Origin of the sequence: Nocardioides pelophilus (genome assembly GCF_014180685.1) — a bacterium.
Lineage (GTDB): Bacteria > Actinomycetota > Actinomycetes > Propionibacteriales > Nocardioidaceae > Nocardioides > Nocardioides pelophilus.
On record NZ_JACEHF010000001.1, the window covers coordinates 89799 to 112874 of the forward strand.

Below are 23076 nucleotides of genomic sequence, written 5' to 3' on the forward strand. Positions count from 1 at the left end.
TTAGGCACGCTTTCACGAACCACGCCTAAAGGTGCGGCCCGGGATGAGGTATCGATCGTTCAGACAGCCTCGGCGAGGTCCAGGGCGATGTCGATGATCATGTCTTCCTGACCACCGACCAGGCGTCGCTTGCCGCACTCCATCAAGATGTCGCGCACGTCGACCTTGTACTGCGTTGCTGCGTTCTCGGCGTGCCGGAGGAACGAGGAGTAGACGCCGGCGTAACCCAGGGTGAGGGTCTCCCGGTCTACGCGAACCGGTCGGTCCTGAAGGGGCCGGACCATGTCATCCGCGGCGTCCTGAAGCTTGAACAGGTCGCAGCGGTGCTCGAAGTCCGACAGGTCGGCGACGGCGATGAATGCCTCGAGGGGGCAGTTTCCCGCTCCGGCGCCATGCCCCGCGAGCGAGGCATCGACGCGGTAGACGCCTTCCTCGACGGCGACGATCGAGTTTGCGACCGACAGCGAGAGGTTCTCGTGTGCGTGGATGCCGATCTCGGTCGCAGCATCGAGAACGTCGCGGTAGGCGCGGACACGGTCGCGGACATCATTCATGGTCAGGCGACCGCCTGAGTCGGTGACGTAGACACAATGCGCACCGTAGGACTCCATCAGCTTTGCCTGCGCAGCCAGGTCCACGGCAGGGGCCATGTGCGAGAGCATCAGGAATCCGGAGACGTCCATTCCGATCTCACGGGCAGCGGTGATGTGCTGCGCGGAGATGTCAGCTTCGGTGCAGTGGGTGGCCACGCGAACGGAGCGGACTCCAAGGTCCCAGGCCCTCTTAAGCTCGTGAATCGTGCCGACACCGGGGAGCAGGAGCGTGGTGAGCCGAGCATTCTGCACAGCCTCGGCCGCGGCCTCGATCCACTCCCAGTCGGTGTGCGAGCCGGGGCCGTAGTTGACCGAGGAACCCGCGAGGCCGTCGCCGTGCGCCACCTCGATAGCGTCGACACCGGCGTCGTCGAGTGCGCGGACGATGCGCCTGACATCGTCGGGGTCGATGCGGTGGCGTACGGCGTGCATGCCGTCACGCAGTGTGACGTCCTGGACGAAGATCGGTGTGCTCACAGTTCCACCTTTCGTGCTGCCTTCTGCTGAGCCATACGCTCGGCGACCTGGAGCCCGGCCGAGGTCATGATGTCGAGGTTCCCCGCGTAGGCAGGGAGGTAGTGCGCGGCGCCTTCGACTTCCAGGAACACCGAGACCTGGTGGGTCGGGCGGTGCGTGCCGGCAGGGACGAGGCTCCGAACGGGCCGGTCGGCAGGGATGTCGGTGATCTGAACCTGCTGCTTGAGCCGGTAGCCCGGCACGTATGCAGCGACGTCGGAGACCATCTTCTCGACGCTGCTGCGGATCTCATCGCCGATGCCTGGCGCTGAGGCATCGACCAGGCAGAAGACCGTGTCGCGCATGATCAGGGGCGGCTCAGCCGGGTTGAGGATGATGATGGCCTTGCCGGCTGCGGCACCTCCGACCGAGACGATCGCTGCGGAGGTCGTCTCGGTGAACTCATCGATGTTCGCGCGCGTGCCGGGGCCGGCGGACTTCGACGCAATGGAGGCGACGATCTCGGCGTAGCCAACGGGCACCACTCGCGAGACGGCCGCCACGATCGGGATGGTGGCCTGGCCGCCGCAGGTGACCATGTTGACGTTCTGAGCATCGAGGTGCTCGGTGAGGTTGACCGCCGGCACGATGTAGGGGCCGATCGCTGCGGGCGTCAGGTCGATCATGGTCTTCCCGAGCGGTTGCAGGCGCCCTGCGTTGTGCTCGTGGGCCTTGGCGGAGGTGGCGTCGAAGACGAACTCGATGTCCTCGAACCCGTCCATGGCGATGAGGCCGTCGACGCCTTCCGCGGTGGTCGGCACGCCGAGCCGGGCTGCGCGTGCGAGTCCGTCCGATGCCGGGTCGATGCCGACCATCGCCCCCATCTCGAGGTGTTCGGAGTTGCGAAGCACCTTGATCATCAGGTCGGTGCCGATATTGCCGGAGCCGATGATGGCTACTTTGGCCTTCTGGCTGCTCATGCGTCCTCCTTAACTGGCTTGGAGCTGGTGGGTTCGGCGGTGAAGCGGACCGAGACGCTGCCCAGTCCGGAGATCTCTGCCGTGACTGTCGCTCCGGGCGCGACGGGGCGCATCGGCCCTAGTGCGCCGGACAGGACGACCTGGCCGGCTCGCAATGGGCTGCCCAGTTCGCGTGCCTGACGAGCAAGCCACTGCAGCGCCAGGAGCGGGTCGCCCAGGCAGGCTGCGCCGGTTCCGGTGGAGACGATCTCGTCGTCGATGCGCATGACCATCTCGACCTCGCGAGGTTCGACCGTCTCTAGCCGGACCCGGTCCGCCCCGAGGACGTAGGCGCCGGCCGAGGCATTGTCTGCGACCGTGTCGCCGAAGCTGATGTCCCAGTCGACGATGCGGCTTCCGCAGATCTCCAGGGCAGGTAGGGCGAAGTCCACCGCGGCTCGTACCTGGTCGAGGTCCAGCTCCCCCTCTGCAAGGTCGGCGCCCAGAATGAAGGCGACCTCGGCCTCGACGCGGGGCTGGAGCACGGCGTCGAACGGTACCGCCGCGCCGTCGTCGTAGCTCATGTCGTCGAAGAGCACGCCGAAGTCCGGCTGGTCGACGCCGAGCTGTGCCTGCACGGCGGCGGAGGTCAGCCCGATCTTGCGGCCCACGATCGTCGCACCAGCTGCGAGGCGGTCCTCGACGCGCTGCTGCTGGACGGCGTAGGCGGCTTCGAGGTCGTGACGTCCGATGAAGCCGCGGACGGGTGCGCACGGCTGCCCGCTCGCGGCGGCAACCGCGAGTCTGTGAGCGGCTGCTTGAACAGCAGCGGTGGTCGAGGGCTCGGTCATGTATCAACTGTGCGGAGCAAGACCTGGAAAGACCGAGGAGGTCGTTCCACTCAGCGGTACGCTCTTGTGGTGCCAGTGAGCGAGGCGGAGCCCGGACCCGTGTCCTCGGACGTGGACACAGTGCTCGGGAAGGCGATCGCGGTCCTTCGGGCGTTCTCGGCCGATGACCACGAGTTGTCGCTGTCCGCACTGGTCGAGCGAACGGGGCTACCGAAGACCAGCGTCCACCGCATCGCCGGAGACCTGGTCCATCATCGGCTTCTGGACCGCACCAGCCACGGGTACCGCCTCAGCGGCGGTCTCTTCGAACTCGGCATGCGTGCCTCGCTCGAGCGTGGTCTAGCCGAGCTCTCCATGCCGTTCTTGCAGGACCTGTACGAGCGGACCCACGAGATCGTTCATCTCGGTCTCCGGGAGGGGCACGAAGTCGTGTACGTCGCGAAGATCACCGGGCGTCGTCAAGCTCGGAGCCCTTCGCGGGCCGGCGGCCGGATGCCGTTGTACTGCACCGCTATCGGCAAGGTGCTCCTCGCGTGGTCGGACGAGGAGGTGCGGCGCGCGGTACTCACCCGTCCGATGCCGCCGCTAACCGCGCACACGATCACCGCGCCGGGCCGGGTGGCTCGCCAGCTCGACACCGCACTGTCCGCCGGTGTGGCATTCGAGAGGGAGGAGTCGGCGCTGGGCATTCAGTGTGTCGCTGCTCCGGTGCTCGACCTCGACAACAAGTTGGTGGCCGCCATCAGCGTGACCGGCCCAGTGGGCCGATTTCGTCCTGAGCAGCACGCCGATGCCGTTCGAGCAGCGGCACACGGACTCGGCGCCCTGGTCGCGCGTCGCACCTCGTTGCGTCCCGATCCATCGTGACCCTAGGAGCACGGCAGATTGCCGCAGGCTCGCAGAAGGTGCTCGCAGTCGCGACATAGCGGAGTCGCTCCTCTGGACGTGGCCCATGGATTCGACTCGACCGCTACGGACTCAGAACAGCTCCCACAGCGACATCTCGCTCGACATGCGGTCGGCCGGTGCATCGGCGATGATCCGTCCCGAACGCATGGCGTAGGCATGGTCGGCGACTGACAGTGCTTTGGCGACCGCCTGCTCGATGAGAAGCACCGAGAGGCCCGTGGCGTCGGCGAGCTCGCGAAGGTCGGCGAACAGTTTGTCGACGACGTTCGGCGCAAGGCCCAGTGACGGTTCATCGAGAAGGAGCAGCGAGGGCGAGGACATCAGGGCGATTCCGAGGCTGAGCATCCGTCGCTGGCCGCCGGACATGGTGCCGGCGCGCTGCTTGGCTCGTTGAGCCAGGATGGGCCATCGGTCGAGGATCCACTCCATCCGCTCGTGACACACCGCTGCGTCGCTTTCGGTCAGTCCACCGAGCGAGAGGTTCTCCGTGACGGTGAGGTCACTGAAGACGAAGTCGTCGGCAGGCACGTATGCCATCCCTGCCTTGACACGCGCTCGCGTGTCGAGCGCCGACATCTCACGCCCATCGAGTGTGACGGAGCCACTGGACGCGCGCAGCAGGCCGAGAATCGTCGACATCGTGGTCGACTTGCCCGCGCCGTTGTGACCGAGCAGCACGACGACCTGACTCGGCTCGACTCGAAGGGCGACGTCGAAAACGACCTGCTTGTTTCGGTAGCCGGCGTTGAGCTGGTCGACCACCAGTCGAGGTGTCGACGTTCCTGTATTGCGGTTGATTGCCGTGACGACGTCAGCTGACGGCACCAAAGTAGGCCTCCCCGAGTCGTGGGTCTGCAAGTAGGTCATGAATGCTCCCCTCGGCGCTCACGCTGCCGCCTTCCATGAAGTACGCCCAGTCCGAAAGTCGACTGATGGCCTGGATGCTGTGCTCGACCACGCAGATGGTGCGGCCGGTCTCGCGGACCCTCTCGACGAGGGTCAGCATGTCGTCGGCGGCTCGGCCCTCGATGCCGGAGAGCGGCTCGTCGAGGAGGAAGACGCTGGCCTCGGTGGCCAGGACCCGGGCGAAGGCCACCTGCTTCTGCTGCGCGAACGACATGTCGCGGGCTCTGGCCTTGTGCGCAGGGTCGAGGCCGACGAACTCCAACCACTCAGCGCTCTTCTCCGCCAGCTCACGGTCGTGGCGCCGGGAGGCCAACGGCCGCAGGAAGACTCCCGCCGCGCTCTCGCCGGGATGGTGACGGCCCGCGAGCATGACGTTCTCCATGGGCGTGAGCTCGTTGAACACCCGCAGGTCCTGGAACGAACGAACCATGCCGCGGCGAGCGACCTGTTGAGGGGAAAGGCGGGTGATGTCGTCGCCGTTGAGCAGAACGGTGCCCTCATCCGGCGCGATTGCACCGGTGATCAGGTTGAACACAGTGCTCTTCCCCGCGCCGTTCGCTCCCACGAGCGCGGTGACCAGGCCCTCTCGTAGCTTCAGGTCGAGACCGTTCACGGCGACCACTCCGCCGAACCGCTTGGCGAGGCCACGGATCTCGACCACAACAGGTGCGGTCTCAGGCTCGGCGGGGTTGATGGCCGGCTTCGCCTCGAGGACCGTCAAGGCACCTGGCTGAGCCACCGGCGCCTCGGTCACTGCCTTCCGGACACGCGGTACGTGGTGTCGTTCGGGGATGATGCCGGCGGGGCGGAACCTGACGATGAGGACCAGGGCGACCCCGAACACGATGGGCCGGATTCCGGCAGAGTCCTCGGGCGACATCGCCAGGGTCTGCTGGAGGACGGGCTCGAGGAAGACGACGATGAACGCGCCGACGATGGAGCCGGGCACCGAGGAGATACCGCCGATGACGACCATGGCGAAGACCAGCAGGGTCTGGTCGAGGGAGAACAGCGTGGGTGTGGCGAGGCCGTTGTAGAGGACGAGGAGTGCGCCGGCGGCACTCGTCAGTGCGCACGAAATACCGAAGACCAGCACCTTTCGTCCCAACGTCGACTTACCCAGGGAGCGGACGCCGAGGTCGTCGTCGCGGGTCGCGCGCATGAGGCGGCCGAACGGCGACTCCCCGAGCCTCCAGGCGATGAAGGAGGCAAGGACGAGCACGCCGATGAGCAGCGGCAGGAAGTCCGCCGGGACGAGGAGCACCTTGCCGAGCAGTTGAGGGGCCGGAAGCCCGATGAGTCCAGTCTGCCCGCCCAGGGAAGTCGTCGAGCTGGCGATGTCGGAGACAAGGATCGACATCGCCATCGTGATCAGCATCACGTACTCCTGCGCCAGCCCGAGGATGGGTGCGCTGAGCGCGACAGCCACGACGGTGCCGACCACTACAGAGGCGATGACGGTGGGCAGGAGCGGCCATTGCTGGTGGATGCCGACAAGGGCGGTGGTGTAGCCGCCGATAGCGGCGAACGCGGCCGACCCGACCGAGTTGATGCCGGCGTAGCCGACGATGAGGTTAAGCGCGATTGCCATGACGGCGTAGATCAGCCCCATGCAGATGTAGGCGTACCAGAAGTCCATGGTCATGCCCTTCCGGCGGTGAGGCGGACAGGATGCCGAGCTGGCAATCGGATCCCGTAGGCCGACAGACCCTTGACGCTGAGATAGACGAACAGGATTCCGAACACCACGAGGTCGGTGAGGTTGGCGGGGATGAACAGCACGCTGAGGGACTGGACCAGTCCGACCGCGACCCCGACGAGGACGACGCGAAGTCCTGGAGCGCGTTGTCCGGAGACGAAGGCGACAACGAATGCCGAGAACAGCGACCCGTAGCCCATGCCGGCCGCGGCGGAGTACTTCGCTGCGGTCAGGCAGCCGATGAGGCCGGCGCACGCGGAAGCCCAAAAGAGGATCGAGACGTTGACCCGCTGCGGGCGAACCCCGACCGCGCTGGCCATCATCGGGTTTTCCCGGACGGCGCGCACGATGCGCCCGACCCGTGAGTAGCGCAGGAGCACCACTGCTCCCGCCGCAATGGCGCCGCACACGGTCAGGGTGATCACGTCGAGGCGAGTGGTGTGCAGCCCGAACGGAAGGGCGATGACGGAGTCCCCGACAAGGTTGAACGGGACGGTCGGTGATTCGCGGGTGAAGTAGTACTGCAGGGCAGCCTCGACGGCCAGAGTCACCCCCAGCGAGCTGACGAAGATGGGCAGCGTCGCGTTGGCACCTGACCTTGTTGCCAGCGGCCGGTACACGACGACCTCGGTCAGTGCGCCGAAGACTGCGGCTGCGGCGATGGCTATGACCAGGCAGACGACGGCGGGGAGTCCTGTGTCGCGCTGCAGCACGGCTGCGGCGAAAGCGCTGCCGGTGATCGTGGCGGCATAGGCGAAGTGGAACCGGTTCGCGACGTTGAGGATGAGGGACGTTCCCAGGCCGAGAACGGCGAACGTCGCGCCCTGCGTGATGCCGGAGATGACCAGCTGGGCTGTGAGGTTGAGGTCCACGGAGCGCTCCTGATCGGTGACCTGGGACGGGGAGAGAGATGAAGGTGAACGGCGTGCGCGCCAGGGTTCTCCCGACGCGCACGCCGCGTCCGCTACTTCATCTGGAAGTCGGCGCCACCGATGCCGAACGTGGCGAGCGGCTTCACGGCCGTGCCGTCGAACTGGTAGACGCCCATCTGCCGGATCTTCGGCGCGTGGGTGCTCGCGTCGAAGGCGTAGATGCCGTACGGCTTGCCGTCCGCGCTGACTCCGTAGACCGACGGGAAGGCCAGGTCGGACGTGAACGCAGCGAGGACGTCGTCGGGGTTGTCCGCCTTCTTGCCCTCGGCGTCGAGCCTCTGGAGGACCTGCCAGAACGTGAACATGTCCTCGTAGTAGTCCGCGGCGTAGAAGTCCGGAGCGTCGGCGCCGGGGTAGGCCTTGGTGTAGCTCTCGACGAAGTACTTGCCCCAGTCGTTGTCCGGGGATGCGGCGTTGAAGTAGTCGGAGGCGAAGGTGTAGTTGTCCGCCGCAGCACCGGCGACATCCTTGAGGTCGCTGGTGTACTCGGCGCCGATGACCGGGGTGTCATCGCCTGCAGCCTTGAGCGACTTCAAGAAGTAGCCGGTGTCGTTGCCGAAGGTGCCCAGCGAGATGACGTCGGCGCCGGAGGACTGCAGCTTGGCGATCGAGCTGGAGTAGTCCTGGCTTCCCACCGGCAGCACCTCGGTGGTGACCAGACTCAGGCCCTGCTTCTCCAGCGCCGCCTCGAGCAGCTGGGTGGCCTCGTCGGTGAAGGCTGGACCGTAGTCGGAGACGGCGAGCGCTACGGTCTTCGCGTCTGGGTGCGCCTGCTTGATGAACTGGGCGACGCCGTCGTAGGAGTCGTGCGGCGTGTTGGCCCGGGAACCGTAGAAGTACGGCTTGCCCTTGCCTGCGACGCCGGTGCCGCCTCCGCCGTCGAGGGAGAGGATCTTGTACTGCTCGATGCCCGGCAGAGCGGAACCGACGACTCCGAAGTAGGAGTACAAGGCGAAGTGGACACCTTCCTGGCCGAGCTCGCGGGTGACCTGGACGCCGGCCTGGGTGTCACCGGACTTGTGGTCCTTGAGCACGATCTGGAAATCCGGGCCGCCAGCGGCCTTAATCTGGGCGGCAGCGAGCTTGGCGCCGTTGGCCTGCACCTTGCCGTAGTAGGAACCGGGGCCCGAGAGCGCAAGAACGAGGCCCACCTTGATCTTCTGACCACCAGCGAGGTGGTCCGGGTCGGCTCCGCTGAGCCTGACCAGGTCCCTGACCGAGCTCTTGTCGACCGTGACGTCATTGTCGTCGCCTCCGCTTGGGGACGAACCGCAGGCCGCGAGGGCGGCAATGGCCAACGTACTCACGCATGCCGCGACGACGGCGCGCCGACGGAAACGGCTGAATGGGGACCGCACAATTCTCTCCTTGTGTAACTATCGGACATGCGTGTGTGCAATATGCACCTGGCGGGAGAGCATGAGTGACTCGCGTCACCCCTGTCAAGTACCTTGCCGTGATTTCGTTCACATATTGGTGACACAATGGCGGACCGTGTACTTGTTGCACATCCGATGATCGGTCCCGGACGGACGATCTGTTCAGCCGGCTCGATCCCTCAGTCCTAAGGTGAGCGTCATGGCACAGGCCCCCGAACCCCGCAAGACCGACGATGTAGCCGACGAGTCAGCCGTCTCCTCGCGCAACATCGGGTCGAAGACCCTCGCACGCGGCCTGCGCGCCCTCGAGCTGGTAGCGACCACGGTCGACGGACTGACGGTCCAAGAGCTCGCCATGACACTCCACATCCACCGGACGATCGCGTACCGAGTGCTAGCGACGCTGGAGGACTTCCGCCTGGTCGCCAAGGATGCCGAAGGCCGCTATCGCGCCGGCAGCGGGCTCTCTGCCCTGGCTCACCATGTTCAGCACGGTCTGCGAGACAAGGTGGAGCCTCATCTGCGGTCCCTGGCGCGTGAACTCCAAGCCACCGTTGCTCTCATTGTGGTCGAAGGCCGCGAGGCCGTTGCCGTGTCCGTGATCGAGCCGCCGGACTCCAGCTACCACCTTTCCTTTCGCGCCGGCAGCCGTCACCCGCTGGACCGCGGCTCGGCCGGACGTGCGCTCACCGCCGCGATGCCTGCCTCCCCCGATGACCCCGACGAGGTCAAACAGACCCGCGAACGGGGCTATGCCCGCACTCACGGCGAGGTTGAACCCGGGGCCTACGGACTGGCATTCCCGCTCAAGTACGTGCCCGGTCTCCCAGCCGCATGCATCAACCTCATCACCTACCGCGAGGACCTGATCGAGCGAGCTCTCCCGATCATGGCCGCCGAGGTCGCCGTGATCAACGCCGAGCTCCACTGACAAGACGGCCCGCCACAGCGAGGGCGCCCGCGAGTCGGCGCAGGATCCACCTAACCCAAGCAGACGCCTGGCAGCGACCAGCTCGCCGCGAGACGCCAGTCGCCTGGCCGCCGTAGGTCAGCTGTGCGACCGCGCTCTCGCCCTTCCGCAGGCCGCCGCAAGGACGCGCTGTCATCGAACAAATGCGGTAGGCCTGTTGCGACCTCCGTTCAACTCAACGCAGGCATCTCTCCCGAGCTCACCATTCCTCCCCTGCCCTTGGGCGGCTCCCCTGGACGCATCGAGTCCTCACCAGACCCTTGCCAAAGTCGTGACGTCTGCCACATGATGTCCCAATCTTCTATTTACACAGAGCGTGTAAATATAGAAATGAGGGCTCATGATTGAGGCATCAGAGCGCCCCGGCCCATACGACGTCGACGTCGACGTCGTCGTCGCCGGCAGCGGCGCAGCAGGAATGTCGACAGCGGTCATCGCCGCTTCGCTCGGCCGGAAGGTCCTCGTGCTCGAACGTGCTTCCCGGTTCGGCGGGACAACCCGCAAGTCCGCAGCAGGTGTCTGGATCCCGAACAACCGGTTCCTGCAAGAGAAGGGCATCGAGGACAACAAGCTCGACGTCCTGAAGTACCTAGCCCGCATTGGCCGCCCAGCAATGTACGACCCAGATTCCCCCACCCTCGGCCTCGACCAGTGGGAGTACGACGGCCTCGAGGCCTTCTATGACCACGGTGCGAGAGCTCATGCCGCACTCGAAGAACTCGACGCGCTGCATCTCGCCCAAGCCACCAACGGCCTCATCGACTATCTCGCCCACCTCCCTGAGAACAAGATGCCCGAGGGTCGAGGCATGTACCAGGCAGCCTCAATGGGCGGCGCAGACGGCGGCCAGCTGCTGATCGACGACTTCGTCAACGCGGCGCGCAACCTCCAGGTCGACCTACGCACCGAACACCGGGTCGTCGACACCATCATCGACCGGGGCAGGGTGGTCGGCGTCGTCGTCGAGACCGCCGCCGGCGAGCGCCTCGAGATCCACGCCCGCGTCGGGGTAGTCCTGGCCACAGGCGGATTCACCCACAACGCCGAGATGCGATTGAACTTCCTCGACGGTCCCTACATCGGCGGGTGCGCCGTGCCCACCAACACCGGCGACTCGGTCGCGATCGCCTCCGAGCTCGGCGCCCAACTCTCGAACATGAACCAGGGATGGGCCGGGCCGATCGTGGTCGAACGCCTCCTCAAGGAACCCACCGAGGTCTTCTGCTCCTTCTACACCCTCGGCGACGGACTCGTATCGGTGAACTGCGGAGGCAAGCGAGTAGCCAACGAAAAGGCCCCGTACAACGAGCTCGCCCGAGTCATGGCCGCCTACGACCCGCGCACCCTGCGCTACGAGAACTTCCCGCTCATCACTATCTGGGACCAGCAGGTTGCCGACCGGTGGGCCATCGACCGGCTCGGAAACCCGGTCCCGGTCGACCCCGATAACGCCTACTGGGTCATCTCAGGCGACACCCTTGAGGAGCTCGTCCACGCCATCGACGAGCGACTGGCCGAGCTCGGCAGCCACGTTGGGCACCGACGCCTCGAGCCGGACTTCGCCGCGCAATTGAAGGAGACACTGAACCGGTTCGCCGGCTTCGCCGCGGATGGCGTCGACGCCGACTTCCACCGGGGCGAAACTCGTTTCGAGCGCTACGTCAGCTCTCGGTTCGGCGACGGCGACGGCAAGAACCCGCTGCTCAGGGCGCTCGACACCGACGGCCGGCTCCACGCCACGATCCTGGCTCCGGGACTGCTCGATACCAAGGGCGGACCGCGCACCGACCTGCAGGGTCGGGTCCTCAACACGCGCGGTGAGCGCATCGAAGGCCTCTACGCCATCGGCAACGCCGCCGCCTCCCCATCAGGTCAGGGCTACGCGGGAGCCGGCGGAACCCTCGGACCAATCGTCACCTACGGATACCTCGCCGGCCGGTACCTCGGCTCCGATCAGGTCTCCGTGCACCCCTAGACCCCGAAGACAACGACCTCACTACATGGCCCCCTTCGCGCAAAGCGCACCCGCCTCACAAGAAGAAGGAAGCAGATGACCAGCTCCTACGGCGACGACGTCGCCGCCATCATCCGTCTCAGGTCCGAGTACTCCTGGGCGTACGACAACGGCGACGCCGCTACGTTCGGTGCCCTGTTCGCCGAAGACGGCGAGTGCAACCTGGGCGACTGGGGTGTGTTCGCCGGCCCGGCCGCGATCACCGCGGGCATCGCCGGACAGCTCGTCGCCCCCGACCCGGCCCCCGCCTGCCTGCACCACGCCACCACCCCGCGCATCGAGGTCGACGGCGACTCTGCCGAGGGCACCTGGTACGTGACCGTCTACCACCAGCCCCGCGAAGGCGACGTCCACCCGGTCCGGTTCGTCGGCCGCTACTTCGACACCTACACCCGCAAGCCGGACGGCTGGAAGTTCGCCAGCGTCCGTCTCGACCCCTACTGGTTCGCCGGCTACTGAGTCACCCCGAACACCCCGCCCCTACCCGGCTGACGCACGGCCGCCTAACAAAGGAGAACCCGTGAAGGGTTGGCAGTTCACCCATACCAATAACCCACTTGAGGTGGTCACTCTTCCCGACCCCGAGCCGGGGCCGGGCGAGGTTGTCGTCGCTGTCAAGGCCGCCGGCCTGTGCCACTCTGACGCCTCCCTGTTCGAGGACGAGAAGTGGCTCCAGATGATGGACCTTCCCGTCATCCCCGGCCACGAGATCGCCGGTCTCGTCGAGTCAGTCGGCCCCGGCGTCAGCAGCCGCAAGGCCGGCGACCGCGTCGTGGTGTTCCCGATGCTGAGCTGGCACGGGTACATGCGCAACGGAGGCTTCGGCACCAAGGTGCTCGCCCAGGCCGAGGCCCTTGTTCCCATCCCCGACAATGTCTCCTTCGAGATCGCGGCAACCTCCACTGACGCCGGTATGACCTCTCACGCCGCGGTCATCACCACCGGCCAGGTCAAGGCCGGCGAACGCGTCGGCATCATCGGCTTCGGCGGACTCGGTCAGATTGGCGCACGGGTCGCGATCTTGACCGGCGCCGAGGTGCACGTCGCCGAGATCAACGAGGCCGCCTGGGACAGCGTGATGGAGTCCGGCGCCAAGCAGGTCGTCAAGGACGTCACGGAGTTCGCCGGCCTCGACCTCGACGTCATCGTGGATTTCGCCGGCTTCGGCACCACCACGGCTGGCGCCATCGAGGTCATCGGCGACGACGGCCGAGTCGTCGTGGTCGGAATGGCGAAGCTCGAGGCGACCATCAATACCTACCCGCTGATCATGAAGAACGTGAAGGTGCTGGGCAACGTGGGTGGAACTGCGGACGACATCGCCGCCGTCCTGGCCTGGATGAGCAGCGGCGACATCAAGCCGCGCACCGAGCACACCGACTTCGGCGGTATCCCCGCCGGTCTTGAGCGACTCCACCGCGGCGAGGTCCGCGGTCGCCTGATCGCCAGCTACAAGTAGACGAACACAAGGAGATGAGCGAACGGATGACTGACATTCTCGACGGCCGCGTGGTCGTCGTCACTGGCGCCGGGCAGGGAGTGGGCCTGGGCATCGCCCAGGTCCTGGCCGGGCACGGAGCCACCGTCGCGATGACCGACATCGACCTGAAGCGTGTCGAGGAGTCGGCCGCGAAGCTGCGCGCTGAAGGTGCGCAGGCACAGGCCTTCGCCCACGACGTCAGTGACCCCGGCAACACTCGTGCGGTCCTGACCTCGATCCTCGAGTCTTTCGGACGCTACGACGCTTTGGTCAACAATGCAGGCGTGGCGACTCAGTGCGGTTTCGAGAACGTCTCCGAGGAGGACTGGGACCGGATCACCGGGATCAACCTTCGTGGCGCCTTCTTCGCCGCCCAAGCCGCCGGGGTGTACTTCAAGCAGCGCGGCGAGGGTGGCCGCATCGTCAACATCGGGTCCTTTGTCTCCCGCAAGGCGGTGGAGGAGTACATCATCTACAACGTCAGCAAGGCCGGCATCGTGATGATGACTGAGACGCTCGCGCTCGAACTAGGCCCGCACAACGTCAACGTAAACTCCGTTTGCCCGGGCATCGTCCGGACCCCGATCTGGGACACGCTGGACCCCGAGCAGTGGACCCGGCAGGAGCAGCAGGTTCCGCTGCGTCGCGGACAGCGGCCCGAGGACATCGGGGAGGCTGTGGCATTCCTCCTCTCCGCAGCGGGTTCCAACATCACCGGCGCTTCGCTCCCGGTGACCGGCGGCCTGGCGATGTGGTGACGACCGGTCCGTGGCGGGCGGGGACCTGAGCGTTCCGGCACCGTGCCGAACGAGACCCGGTGGGCGCCGGCGTGAGCCAAGGCGTTTCCCAGTTGAGGCGAAGGTCGGTCGGAAAGGTTCGTCTCGAGAACTGGCTCTTGAGGATCTGGAGGTCGCGCCCGGACACGTCATTGGTGATGAACGTGACCAGGACGAGCGACTCGAGCGCGGAGAAGCCGACAACGTGGGTACGACGGCGGAGGGATGACGCCACCGCGGCGCGGCACTCCGCCCCTGATTGCGGCGGCTACCTGTCGTTGTCGAAGCCCTTGACCTGACCGTCATTACCGGCCGTGCAAATCATCCACCATGCCAAGGTGCGTGACTGGCTGCTCACCGTCCGTTCAGAGGACCTGCGGCACCTCGGGCAGTGGAAGCGCAGCGATCCTGGATGCTTCTCCCGCGTCCAAGCCGAGCAGGAGAAGGACATGCTTGGTGAAGGTGTCGGAGATCTGAGCATCGTCAAGCGAGGGATTCGCGTCGAGCATCTGCAGCAGCCCGAGCAGCGCGCCGCCGACGGCCATGAGCGCTGACTCTGGATCGGGCATGGTGAACCGGCCCGTCTCGATCCCGCGCCGGAGGTCGGCCATCGCTCGCGGCCGTAGCCCTCGGTCGGTCAGCAGGATCGAGGCGCCAGCGTTGAGGATGACGCGCACGAGCTCGGGTAGCTGGCGTTGCAGGCGACCCGACATTCGGAAGCTGGTCGCGAAGATCTCGGCTGGGTCCTCGAGGCCGGCGACGATCTCGTCGCGGAAGGCGCCCCAGACGTCCAGGGCGGATTCGACGGCCTCGGTGAAGAGCGCTTCCTTCGACTCGAAGTGGTTGTAGAAGGTGCCGAACCCGACGTCTGCGGCGTCGGTGATCTCCTGGATGCTCGCGTTCGACCGTCCTTCGGCCAGCAGTTCCTGGGCCGCCGTGATGAGTGCGTTCCGGGTCCGCTCGCGGCGGCGATCGACCCGTGTCGGGGCGGCAGCGGTCTCTGTCATGACCCATATCATACCTGATGACTTCATCAGAAACACTTGACAGAGGGTCTCATCGTTAGTGATGCTTTCATCAGTTAGCCAAGAGAGGGCCACTGATGACCACCACGAACGAGCTCCCCCGCACCGAGCACTCCATCCGCGTCGGCCACCGCGACATCTTCGTGATCGAAGCCGGCACGGGCGACCCGGTCGTCCTGCTTCACGGGGGCGGCGCAGGCGCAACCGGGGGCTCGAACTACTCGCGCAACATCGAGGCGCTGGCCGCCCACTTCCGCGTGATCGTCCCCGACATGCCGGGCTACGGGCAGTCCTCGAAGACTCTCGACCACAGCGATCCCTTCGGCGACCTGGCCAGCGCGATGCGCGGCCTGCTCGACGAGCTCGGCATCGACAAGGCCCACTTCGTGGGCAACTCGTACGGCGGCGCCGCGGCCCTTCGCTTGGCGATGGACCGGCCCGACAAGGTCGACAAGTTGATCCTGATGGGCCCGGGCGGCATCGGCACCACTCGCGGGCTGCCCACCAAGGGCCTCAACAGCCTGCTGAGCTACTACGGCGGCGAGGGGCCGACCCGCGAGAAGCTGGAGACCTTCATCCGGGAGTACCTCGTCTTTGACGGCGCGAGCGTGCCGCAGGACCTCATCGAACTTCGCTACCAGGCCAGCATCCAGCCCGAGGTCGTCGCGAACCCCCCGCTTCGGCGCCCGTCAGGGCCGACCGCACTCAAGACGCTGATCAGGATGGACTTCACCCGCGACAAGCGGCTGGCCAGCGTGCAGGCACCGACCCTGGTGATCTGGGGCCGAGACGACAAGGTCAACCGGCCCGCCGGCGGCGTGACCCTGGCCAACACCATGCCCAACTGCGACCTCTTCCAGGTGGCCAACACCGGCCACTGGGTGCAGTGGGAACGGGCGGAGCTGTTCAACGCGATGGCGATCGACTTCTTCGGCAGCGACAAGGCGCAGCCGTGAGCGACTTCTTCCGGCCCAACACCGACGGGTCGGTCTTCGGCGCCGTCCACCTCGGCTACCTGGTGGTCGAGTCGCAAAGGCTTACCGACTGGCGCCGCTTCGGCGCCGACGCGATCGGCCTCCACGTCGACGAGGTCACCGAGGACGTCCTGCGCTTCCGGCTCGACGACCGCGAGTGCCGGTTCCTGATCCAGCGCGGACCAGCCGAGGACCTGATGGCGGTCGGCTGGCACGTCGACGACCACGAGACGTTCGACCGGATCGTCAAGCGCGTCACCGAGCGCGGCGTACCCCTCGCCGAAGGCACCCCCGAGGAGGCTGCCCTGCGCGGTGTCGAGCGGCTGTGGCGGTTCGCCGGCCCCAAGGGCATCGTCCAGGAGATCTTCACGACCCCGACCACCACCAGCAGGCCGCTGCGGATGATCAACAGCGGCTGGGTCACCGGCGAGGGCGGCATGGGCCACGTCGCGATCACCTCACGCGACCCGCGTGGCATCCACGGCTACTACAACACCGTCTTCGACTCCCGGCTCTCTGACTTCATCGACGAGAACATCAGCGGCCTGACGTTGAAGATCCGGTTCCTGCGGGTCAACGAGCGCCACCACTCGATTGCGGTCGCCAACGTGCAGGGCCTCAACATCGACCCCATCCGCACGCGAGCCCAGCACGTCAACATCCAGGCAGCATCGCTCGAGGACATGATCAGCTCCTATGAGCGGGTCCGGCGTCTTGGGTTCCGGATGGCCTGGTCGGTCGGCCAGCACACCAACGACCGCGAGCTCTCCTTCTACTGCGTGACGCCGAGCGGGTTCGAGCTCGAGGTCGGCTGGAACCCGATCGTTATCACCCCCGAGCTCGAGGCCGCCTGGCAGGTCGCCACCCATCAGGGCATCAGCATCTGGGGCCACACCCCCGTCCACGACGGGGTCCTCGACAAGCTCGGCCAGCTGCGGCAAGCCGCCCGCAACGCCCGTCGTCCAGAGATCAACGTTCCCGAACTCAGCACCCCGTTCACAGGAGCCCCGGCATGACCAGCACGAGCACGCAGTACGACGTCGTCATCTCTGGCCTCGGGCCGACCGGCCTCACCTTGGCCACGCTGCTCGGTCGCCGTGGCGTGAGCGTGCTGGTGCTCGAGCGGGAGCCCCAGTTCTACGGCAACGCCCGCGCCGTCTACACCGACGACGAAGCACTGCGGATCTTCCAGACCGCCGGCGTTGCCGACGAACTGCACGCCGACATGAACGTCGACTCCATCGTCCAGTGGGTCAAGGCCAACGGCGACGTTCTCATCCAGTTCCAGGAGTCTCAGCGCCCCCTGTGGTGGCCGGTCACCAACTTCCTCTACCAGCCCTACCTCGAGACCACCTTGGAGAAGGCACTCGACCGCTACCCGGGCGTTGAGATCCGGCGTGGCCGCGAGGTCGTGGACTTCGCCCAGGACCCCGGCGGCGTCGACGTCCTCCACGCCGCCAGCACCGGCAGCGGCTACGGCCGGCACGAGAACGTCGTCGACGAGAAGAGCCGCGAATCGGTGCGGGCCAAGTACCTCGTCGGCGCCGACGGCGGTCGCAGCGTCGTTCGCCTCAACCTGGGCATCGACATGACCGGCAAGTCCTACCCGGAGCGCTGGCTTGTCGTCGACCTCAAAGCGAAGGAAGGCGTCGACGCGTTCCGGCACCTGCCGTACTTCGACTTCGTCTGCAGCCCGGAGATGCCGACCGTCTCCTGCCCGCAGCCCGGTGGGCACCATCGGTTCGAGTTCGCACTGAAGGACCAGGACAGCAAGGAGCGATTCGAGTCCGACGAGACCGTCCGCGAGCTGATCTCGCGCTACGTCAACCCCGACGAGGTCGAGGTCAAGCGGCAGCTGGTCTACACATTCAACGCCGTCGTTGCGGACAAGTGGCGCGAGGGCCGGGTCCTGCTTGCCGGAGACGCCGCGCACATGACGCCGCAGTTCATCGGCCAGGGCATGAACGCCGGGATCCGTGACGCCGACAACCTCTCATGGAAGCTCGCCGCGATCCTCAAGCACGGCGCCGCCGACAGCATCCTCGACACCTACGAGACCGAGCGCCGACCGCACGCGACCGCGATGATCAAGCTGTCGGTGTTCAACAAGTCCCTGGTCTCGATCAAGAACCCGATGCGCGCCCGGAGCAGGGACCTCGCGATGGCCGCCTCACTGCGCACCCCCGGCCTGGGCAAGTGGGTCAAGCGGGCCGGCATGAAGCCGAAGCCGCGGCTCAAGAAGGGCTGCTATCTCGGGCTTCCGCGCGGCGTGCGCGGGGTCGAGGGCACGTTGTCCCCGCAGCCGATGGTGCGCCGGTACGACGGCCGCCCAACTCGCTTCGATGACGCGGTCGGCTTCGGCTGGACGGTGGTCGGTGTGGGCATCGACCCTCGTGAGGCGCTTGGTGAGCACCTGCACCACTGGGAGCAGGTGGAAGCCACCTTCGCCACCGTCTTCGCCGCGGGCACCCGGCCCCAGGGGGAGATCGGCGACGGCCGGCGCAAGGCCGGCTTGGTGGACCTCGAGGACACCACCGGAGCCTGGACGGCGTGGCTGAAGAAGGCCGGGATCCGGCACGGCAGTCTCGTCGTGCTGCGCCCGGACAAGTTCGTCTTCGGCGTCGGCGACGGCGCTTCCCTCACCACTGCCCTCACCGACCAACTGGGCCTGGCCACGCGCGTGTCAGTCACGGCCTCATGACGACCGCCACCCGGGTCGATGTCCACCACCATCTGGTGCGACAGGACTACACAGTCCTCGCCCGATGCCAGGTCACCGCGTCCCTCACCACCACCGACGGGCGGCCGCTCGGCACCGTCGAGGCCACCTTTGATGACGCGCACAACCGGGGTGACCAGCCATGAGTCGGCCCATCAACACCTTGTCGGCCATCTATCCGGTGCTGCTCCGCTCCGACCTGCCCCACGATGAGGCCGACGCCTACTGGGCCGGCCCTCACGCCGAGCTGGTCAAGCGCGGTGGACACATCATGGAGTACAACCAGTACCACCTCTCCCGCACCGACGTCGGCTACTGGCCGGCGACCCCAACCGTCGGGGTGACCCCGGACCCGGCGTTCCGCTGGGACGGCGTCACCGAGGTACGACTGGCGAGCTTCACCGAGATGGCACGAGCCGCCTACGGCATGCTCGACACGATCTTCCGGGACGAGCAGAACGTCTTCGACAACGTCCTCGGCCACGTATGCGGACCGGGCGGTGCGCGCTGGTGGACCCCCACCCACGACCCGACGGTCGGCCATCGCACTGTGCTGATGCTGCGACGTCGCCGAGGGCACAGCTACCGGGCGTTCCGGTCCTTCGTCCATACGACGTTCGGGCCGGCACTCGACGCGGCCGGCGCCCGCGACGTACGGACCTACACGTTCCTGCCCTTCACAGGTGTCGCCCACCGCACGCCAGGCACCTCGCACATCCACCCGCCCAGCCACCGGCACCACGGAGCGATCATCTTCGGCCTGCCCGACCGCACCGCCATCGACGGACTGCTCGAGTCTCCGACCATCCGGGCCGTGATCACCGAGCAGGCCACCCATCTGACCGCGGTCCATGCGTACGGCGTAGACCGGACCGTCCCAGTCATCGGCCCCGTGATCGGAGAGATCGCATGACCACCCCAAGGCCGCTCATGGAACAACCGATCCAAGTCGACCGAGGGACCCTGACCCTCGGCTACGCCGGCGTCTACTCCAGCTTCCTGCGGCATGCCCAGGCCGCATCGGCGACCTACGGCGTCGATGTCCGAACGCTGCTGGCCGAAGCCGGCAAACGCAAGCTGATCGGCGGCCAGGAAGACATGATCGTCGACATCGCGCTCGATCTGGCGAGCGCTCGATGAGCGAGCGCGAAGACGCGGAGTCCCTGGCCGACGCCGTACTAGACGCGGTCGAAGAGGATCTGCAGCCGCATGAGGACTCCGGAGTCCCCGATGCCGTGCTGACCACGCTGAGCATCCTGAAGAAGCTGGGCATCGACTGGGTCCGCCGATACCACCGGCTGGAACTCTCCGGTGAACTGCTCAAGCCCGATCAGCAGGTGCTGTTCGTGGCCAACCACGGCTTCGGCGGCATCGTCGACCTCAACGTCTTCGCCGCGCTCGCGACCTTCGACAGTCTCGGCATCGACCGACCGATCACCTTCCTCACCCACCAGATCGCCTGGACAATGCGGGTCGGAAAGCTGTTCGAGCCGTTCGGTGCCAGGCCCGCGTCGCGGGAGGCGGCGGAGGCTGGCTTCGCGGAGGGCGGGCACGTGTTCGTCATGCCCGGCGGAGACCTCGACGCGTTCAAGGGCTTCAAGGATCGCAACAAGATCGTCTTCGGCGGCCGTTCCGGTTTCGCCCGGCTCGCGATAGACGCTGGCGTCCCGATCGTCCCCATCGTCACGGCAGGCGCTGGCGAGTCCCTGATGGTGCTCTCGGACGGCCAGCGCCTGGCTCGAGCGCTCCGGCTCGACAAGACCCTGCGGGTGAAGGCGCTGCCGGTGTCGGTCTCGCTTCCCTGGGGCCTCAACGTCGGTGGTGTCGGGCTGCTCCCCTATCTGCCACTTCCCACCAAGCTGGCCACCCGCGTGCTCCCGGCGATGACCGCGGGGCCCGAGGAATCGGCTGCCGACTTCGCGACGCGCGTCGAATCCGAGATGCAACAAGCCTTGACCGCACTCGCGGAGGAACGGCGATGACAAGCGCCCCGACGCTCGCGACCCCACTGGCCATCGGGTCCATGACCGTTCGCGGCCGCCTGTTCAAGTCGGCCACCAGCGAGACTCGGGCCACCGACGAGGGATTCGTGACCGACGAACTGCTGGCCTTCTACGAACCGATGATCGAGGCCGGAACGCCGATGATCATCACCGGCAACCTCTACGTCTCTCTCCAGGGAAAGTCGGCCGACCGCCAAGCCGGCATCGACACCGACGACAAGATCCCCGGCCTTCGCCGCTGGGTCGACCTCGCCCACCGCCACGACGTCAAGCTCGTCGCCCAGCTCAACCACGGCGGCCGCCAGATCGGCCACCCAGCACCGGGCGTCGATCGGCTCGTCTCAGCCTCCTCGGTCCGCGAGCCCCTCTACGGCACGAAGCCGTCGCCTCTCCGGCTCGACGAGATGTCCGGCGTGGTCGAGTCGTTCGCCGCCGCAGGTGAACGGGCACGCGAGGCCGGATTCGACGGCGTCCAGATCCACGCCGCCCACGGCTACCTGCTCAGCCAGTTCCTCACCCCGCACACCAACCGCCGCAACGACGCCTACGGCGGAAGCCTCGAGAACCGCGCCAGGCTGTTGATCGAGGTGCTGCGCGGGCTCCGATCACGACTCGGCGAGGACTACCCCATCCTGGTCAAGCTGAACGGCACCGACGACCTTCCCTTCCGCAAGGGCGCGACCACCGGCGAGCTGGTCCAGGTCGCTCAGTTGCTCCAGGACGAGGGAATCGACGCGGTCGAGGTCTCCCGCGGCCACTACGAGTCGTGGCCGGGGATGGTCCAGGGCAACTACCGGGGCTTCCTGAAAACCAGCCTCACGGTCGGCGCCGGCCGCTACAACACACGGCGCCGCAAGGTCGTCCAGTTCGCCTTGGCGCCCATCGCTGAACGCGTCGCCCAGCTGCTACGCCCGCCCCAGGAGGGCTTCAACCTCTCGCAGGCCGAGCAGTTCGCCGCCGCTCTCGACGTACCCGTCATCTGCGTCGGTGGCTTCCACACCAAGGCAGGCATCGAAGCCGCCATCACAAGCGGGAAGGTCGACGCGGTCTCAGCGGCTCGGGCGATGATCGCCGACCCCCACCTCTACCGCAACACCGTCGGCGACATCTCTGTCCGGCCCGTCTGCGGCTACTGCAACGGGTGCATCGCCCGCTTCGGAGGCATGCCCATCGACTGCTACAGCGACGACATCCGCGACGAACGAAAAGCCATGATCCAACGCTTCCACGAGCACCCAGCCCAGTGACCACAACACAGGAAGAATCCATGTCGATCGAAGACAGCCGCAACGGCACCAGCCCGACGCGGCGCACCCTGATCACCGGAGCGACTGCCGCCGGACTCGGCGCCCTGGCCGCGACGCTTGTGCCCCAGCCCGCCGAAGCAGCCATCACGACACCGATCAAGCTGGTGTGCGCGATCCAGCGTCGACCGGATCTCACCCCGCGCGAGTTCTACGACTACTGGCTCTACAAGCACGGCCCGTTCGCGACCGAACAGGTGAAGCAGCTCGGCGCATACAGGTACGTCCAGAGCCACACCACCGAGGCGGCCCTGAACCTGACGCTGCGTGAGAGCCGCGGAACCATGCCGCCATTCGACGGAGTGACCGAGGTCTGGTTCCGCTCGGCACTTGCGCTGGCCACCGCCTTGGCTACGCCTGCCGGAGCACAGGCGAACAACAAGCTCGCCGAGGACGAGAAGAACTTCATCGACCTCAGCCGCTCGTCGTACTTCTTCACCACCGAACACGTCATGCTCGGCTGAGCTGCGACCCAGCCCCACGAGCTACAGGAACAACGATGAGCACCGCCCAGGACGTGAGCGAGCAGGTAACACTCGTCAGCGCTGTCCGGCTTCGGGCGGGCGCAGAGGACGCACAGCGGATCCTTCACGACACCGGGGTCGCCGCTGCGCGGGCGCAAGGAGGCCTCGTGCGCGACGAACTTGTAGCCTCGGTGCCCGGCGTTCAGGTCGAGACCGTGGCATTGCTGACCTTCATCGATCGTGCACATCTCGACCAATGGCTTGCCTCACCCGAGCGCGCCGAGGTCCTCCGCGGCATGGACGACCTGGCAGTTTCCGAGCGCAGCATCAACGTCCTCAACGGCTTCCCCGGCTGGTTCGCGGATGCGGGTGGGCGCGTCCCGGTCCGTTGGAAGCAGGCGCTGGTGGTGATCGCGGGGCTGATCCCGGTTTCGTACGTCGTGACGGAGCTCCGCACGCTGACGGCGCCCGAGCTGCCTCTGCCTGCTGTCATCGTCGTCAACGCCATCGCCAATGTCTGCATCCTGACGTGGATCGTGATGCCCGGGCTGCACCGGCTCCTGGCGCGATGGCTGCTCGAGAAGTCGCCCAGAGCTCGCGGCCTGTAGCCAACAGCGCTCCTGCCGCACGTGCGGCCCAACCCTTCGACTGTGGTCCACCAGG

24 protein-coding genes are annotated in these 23076 nt (G+C 66.7%); 16 read left to right on the plus strand and 8 right to left on the minus strand.

Annotated features, from left to right (window positions below):
• Positions 1 to 59: 59 nt before the first annotated feature.
• From dmpG to H0488_RS00430, 3 genes are read right to left on the minus strand one after another with little or no spacing between them, the layout of a single operon-like run.
• Entirely contained in the window at positions 60 to 1070 is a 1011-nt protein-coding gene (dmpG, locus tag H0488_RS00420; RefSeq protein ID WP_183097338.1) for a 4-hydroxy-2-oxovalerate aldolase, read from the minus strand.
• Positions 1067 to 2029, minus strand: a complete 963-nt coding sequence (locus H0488_RS00425) for an acetaldehyde dehydrogenase (acetylating) (RefSeq protein WP_183097339.1) — start codon at positions 2027 to 2029, stop codon at positions 1067 to 1069. The genes dmpG and H0488_RS00425 overlap by 4 nt, the downstream gene beginning before the upstream one ends.
• Positions 2026 to 2679, minus strand: coding sequence for a 2-keto-4-pentenoate hydratase (locus tag H0488_RS00430; RefSeq protein ID WP_312856154.1), 654 nt, complete (start codon positions 2677 to 2679; stop codon positions 2026 to 2028). Before H0488_RS00430 ends, H0488_RS00425 begins: the two co-directional genes overlap by 4 nt.
• A gap of 291 nt (positions 2680 to 2970) precedes the next feature.
• Here H0488_RS00430 and H0488_RS00435 point away from each other — a divergent pair, with 291 nt between their 5' ends.
• Positions 2971 to 3726 (plus strand): IclR family transcriptional regulator, encoded by a 756-nt coding sequence (locus tag H0488_RS00435; protein WP_312856155.1) that lies wholly within the window; start codon positions 2971 to 2973, stop codon positions 3724 to 3726.
• Positions 3727 to 3837: 111 nt separating this feature from the next.
• On the opposite strand, the gene H0488_RS00440 is transcribed toward H0488_RS00435, so the two are convergent.
• From H0488_RS00440 to H0488_RS00455, 4 genes are all read right to left on the minus strand, one after another.
• On the minus strand, positions 3838 to 4635 hold the full coding sequence (locus H0488_RS00440; RefSeq protein ID WP_183097341.1) for an ABC transporter ATP-binding protein: 798 nt from the start codon (positions 4633 to 4635) through the stop codon (positions 3838 to 3840).
• Positions 4580 to 6313: a branched-chain amino acid ABC transporter ATP-binding protein/permease gene (locus H0488_RS00445; RefSeq protein WP_183097342.1), complete on the minus strand. Its 1734-nt coding sequence runs from the start codon at positions 6311 to 6313 to the stop codon at positions 4580 to 4582. Before H0488_RS00445 ends, H0488_RS00440 begins: the two co-directional genes overlap by 56 nt.
• A 2-nt stretch (positions 6314 to 6315) precedes the next feature.
• Positions 6316 to 7245, minus strand: a complete 930-nt coding sequence (locus H0488_RS00450; protein ID WP_183097343.1) for a branched-chain amino acid ABC transporter permease — start codon at positions 7243 to 7245, stop codon at positions 6316 to 6318.
• 92 nt (positions 7246 to 7337) lie between these two features.
• Positions 7338 to 8456 (minus strand): ABC transporter substrate-binding protein, encoded by a 1119-nt coding sequence (locus tag H0488_RS00455; RefSeq protein ID WP_183097344.1) that lies wholly within the window; start codon positions 8454 to 8456, stop codon positions 7338 to 7340.
• A 427-nt stretch (positions 8457 to 8883) separates the two neighbouring features.
• Between H0488_RS00455 and H0488_RS00460 the strand changes: the two genes are divergently transcribed.
• The 5 genes from H0488_RS00460 to H0488_RS00480 all read left to right on the plus strand — a co-directional run bounded on the left by H0488_RS00460 (position 8884) and on the right by H0488_RS00480 (position 13906).
• The gene (locus H0488_RS00460; protein ID WP_183097345.1) at positions 8884 to 9615 is read left to right on the plus strand and encodes an IclR family transcriptional regulator; all 732 of its coding nucleotides are present in this window, start codon (positions 8884 to 8886) and stop codon (positions 9613 to 9615) included.
• 379 nt (positions 9616 to 9994) lie between these two features.
• The gene (locus H0488_RS00465; protein WP_183097346.1) at positions 9995 to 11629 is read left to right on the plus strand and encodes an FAD-dependent oxidoreductase; all 1635 of its coding nucleotides are present in this window, start codon (positions 9995 to 9997) and stop codon (positions 11627 to 11629) included.
• 75 nt (positions 11630 to 11704) lie between these two features.
• On the plus strand, positions 11705 to 12127 hold the full coding sequence (locus H0488_RS00470) for a nuclear transport factor 2 family protein (protein ID WP_183097347.1): 423 nt from the start codon (positions 11705 to 11707) through the stop codon (positions 12125 to 12127).
• A 103-nt stretch (positions 12128 to 12230) separates the two neighbouring features.
• On the plus strand, positions 12231 to 13127 hold the full coding sequence (locus H0488_RS24840; protein ID WP_220794062.1) for a zinc-binding dehydrogenase: 897 nt from the start codon (positions 12231 to 12233) through the stop codon (positions 13125 to 13127).
• A 26-nt stretch (positions 13128 to 13153) separates the two neighbouring features.
• Positions 13154 to 13906, plus strand: coding sequence for an SDR family NAD(P)-dependent oxidoreductase (locus H0488_RS00480; protein WP_183097349.1), 753 nt, complete (start codon positions 13154 to 13156; stop codon positions 13904 to 13906).
• A 383-nt stretch (positions 13907 to 14289) separates the two neighbouring features.
• Here the strand turns inward: H0488_RS00480 and H0488_RS00485 are convergent, their stop codons facing one another.
• The gene (locus tag H0488_RS00485) at positions 14290 to 15024 is read right to left on the minus strand and encodes a TetR/AcrR family transcriptional regulator (RefSeq protein WP_312856156.1); all 735 of its coding nucleotides are present in this window, start codon (positions 15022 to 15024) and stop codon (positions 14290 to 14292) included.
• 2 nt (positions 15025 to 15026) lie between these two features.
• Between H0488_RS00485 and H0488_RS00490 the strand changes: the two genes are divergently transcribed.
• Genes H0488_RS00490 through H0488_RS00535 form a run of 10 tightly spaced genes read left to right on the plus strand, consistent with a single transcriptional unit; the run spans position 15027 to position 23021 of the window.
• Positions 15027 to 15905, plus strand: coding sequence for an alpha/beta fold hydrolase (locus H0488_RS00490; RefSeq protein WP_183097350.1), 879 nt, complete (start codon positions 15027 to 15029; stop codon positions 15903 to 15905).
• Positions 15902 to 16939, plus strand: coding sequence for a VOC family protein (locus H0488_RS24845; RefSeq protein WP_183097351.1), 1038 nt, complete (start codon positions 15902 to 15904; stop codon positions 16937 to 16939). The genes H0488_RS00490 and H0488_RS24845 overlap by 4 nt, the downstream gene beginning before the upstream one ends.
• Entirely contained in the window at positions 16936 to 18624 is a 1689-nt protein-coding gene (gene mhpA, locus H0488_RS00500) for a bifunctional 3-(3-hydroxy-phenyl)propionate/3-hydroxycinnamic acid hydroxylase MhpA (protein WP_183097352.1), read from the plus strand. The genes H0488_RS24845 and mhpA overlap by 4 nt, the downstream gene beginning before the upstream one ends.
• Entirely contained in the window at positions 18621 to 18788 is a 168-nt protein-coding gene (locus H0488_RS00505; RefSeq protein ID WP_183097353.1) for a hypothetical protein, read from the plus strand. Before mhpA ends, H0488_RS00505 begins: the two co-directional genes overlap by 4 nt.
• Positions 18785 to 19555 (plus strand): hypothetical protein, encoded by a 771-nt coding sequence (locus H0488_RS23790; RefSeq protein WP_183097354.1) that lies wholly within the window; start codon positions 18785 to 18787, stop codon positions 19553 to 19555. The genes H0488_RS00505 and H0488_RS23790 overlap by 4 nt, the downstream gene beginning before the upstream one ends.
• Positions 19552 to 19782, plus strand: coding sequence for a 4-hydroxy-2-oxovalerate aldolase family protein (locus tag H0488_RS23795; RefSeq protein ID WP_246371239.1), 231 nt, complete (start codon positions 19552 to 19554; stop codon positions 19780 to 19782). The genes H0488_RS23790 and H0488_RS23795 overlap by 4 nt, the downstream gene beginning before the upstream one ends.
• Complete coding sequence (locus tag H0488_RS00520; RefSeq protein ID WP_183097355.1) at positions 19779 to 20624, plus strand: lysophospholipid acyltransferase family protein; 846 nt, start codon at positions 19779 to 19781, stop codon at positions 20622 to 20624. The genes H0488_RS23795 and H0488_RS00520 overlap by 4 nt, the downstream gene beginning before the upstream one ends.
• Positions 20621 to 21892: an NADH:flavin oxidoreductase gene (locus H0488_RS00525; RefSeq protein ID WP_183097356.1), complete on the plus strand. Its 1272-nt coding sequence runs from the start codon at positions 20621 to 20623 to the stop codon at positions 21890 to 21892. The genes H0488_RS00520 and H0488_RS00525 overlap by 4 nt, the downstream gene beginning before the upstream one ends.
• Positions 21893 to 21912: 20 nt before the next feature.
• Complete coding sequence (locus H0488_RS00530) at positions 21913 to 22413, plus strand: EthD domain-containing protein (protein ID WP_183097357.1); 501 nt, start codon at positions 21913 to 21915, stop codon at positions 22411 to 22413.
• A gap of 35 nt (positions 22414 to 22448) precedes the next feature.
• Positions 22449 to 23021 (plus strand): putative antibiotic biosynthesis monooxygenase, encoded by a 573-nt coding sequence (locus H0488_RS00535; protein ID WP_183097358.1) that lies wholly within the window; start codon positions 22449 to 22451, stop codon positions 23019 to 23021.
• Positions 23022 to 23076: the final 55 nt, after the last annotated feature.

Bases quoted from the DNA above. Each gene is read 5' to 3' on its own strand.
- H0488_RS00425 (WP_183097339.1), bottom strand. From the start codon at position 2,029: ATGAGCAGCCAGAAGGCCAAAGTAGCCATCATCGGCTCCGGCAATATC.
- H0488_RS00440 (WP_183097341.1), bottom strand. From the start codon at position 4,635: ATGACCTACTTGCAGACCCACGACTCGGGGAGGCCTACTTTGGTGCCG.
- H0488_RS00445 (WP_183097342.1), bottom strand. From the start codon at position 6,313: ATGGACTTCTGGTACGCCTACATCTGCATGGGGCTGATCTACGCCGTC.
- H0488_RS00460 (WP_183097345.1), top strand. From the start codon at position 8,884: ATGGCACAGGCCCCCGAACCCCGCAAGACCGACGATGTAGCCGACGAG.
- H0488_RS00465 (WP_183097346.1), top strand. From the start codon at position 9,995: ATGATTGAGGCATCAGAGCGCCCCGGCCCATACGACGTCGACGTCGAC.
- H0488_RS00470 (WP_183097347.1), top strand. From the start codon at position 11,705: ATGACCAGCTCCTACGGCGACGACGTCGCCGCCATCATCCGTCTCAGG.
- H0488_RS00480 (WP_183097349.1), top strand. From the start codon at position 13,154: ATGACTGACATTCTCGACGGCCGCGTGGTCGTCGTCACTGGCGCCGGG.
- H0488_RS00490 (WP_183097350.1), top strand. From the start codon at position 15,027: ATGACCACCACGAACGAGCTCCCCCGCACCGAGCACTCCATCCGCGTC.
- mhpA (WP_183097352.1), top strand. From the start codon at position 16,936: ATGACCAGCACGAGCACGCAGTACGACGTCGTCATCTCTGGCCTCGGG.
- H0488_RS00505 (WP_183097353.1), top strand. From the start codon at position 18,621: ATGACGACCGCCACCCGGGTCGATGTCCACCACCATCTGGTGCGACAG.
- H0488_RS23790 (WP_183097354.1), top strand. From the start codon at position 18,785: ATGAGTCGGCCCATCAACACCTTGTCGGCCATCTATCCGGTGCTGCTC.
- H0488_RS23795 (WP_246371239.1), top strand. From the start codon at position 19,552: ATGACCACCCCAAGGCCGCTCATGGAACAACCGATCCAAGTCGACCGA.
- H0488_RS00520 (WP_183097355.1), top strand. From the start codon at position 19,779: ATGAGCGAGCGCGAAGACGCGGAGTCCCTGGCCGACGCCGTACTAGAC.
- H0488_RS00525 (WP_183097356.1), top strand. From the start codon at position 20,621: ATGACAAGCGCCCCGACGCTCGCGACCCCACTGGCCATCGGGTCCATG.
- H0488_RS00530 (WP_183097357.1), top strand. From the start codon at position 21,913: ATGTCGATCGAAGACAGCCGCAACGGCACCAGCCCGACGCGGCGCACC.
- H0488_RS00535 (WP_183097358.1), top strand. From the start codon at position 22,449: ATGAGCACCGCCCAGGACGTGAGCGAGCAGGTAACACTCGTCAGCGCT.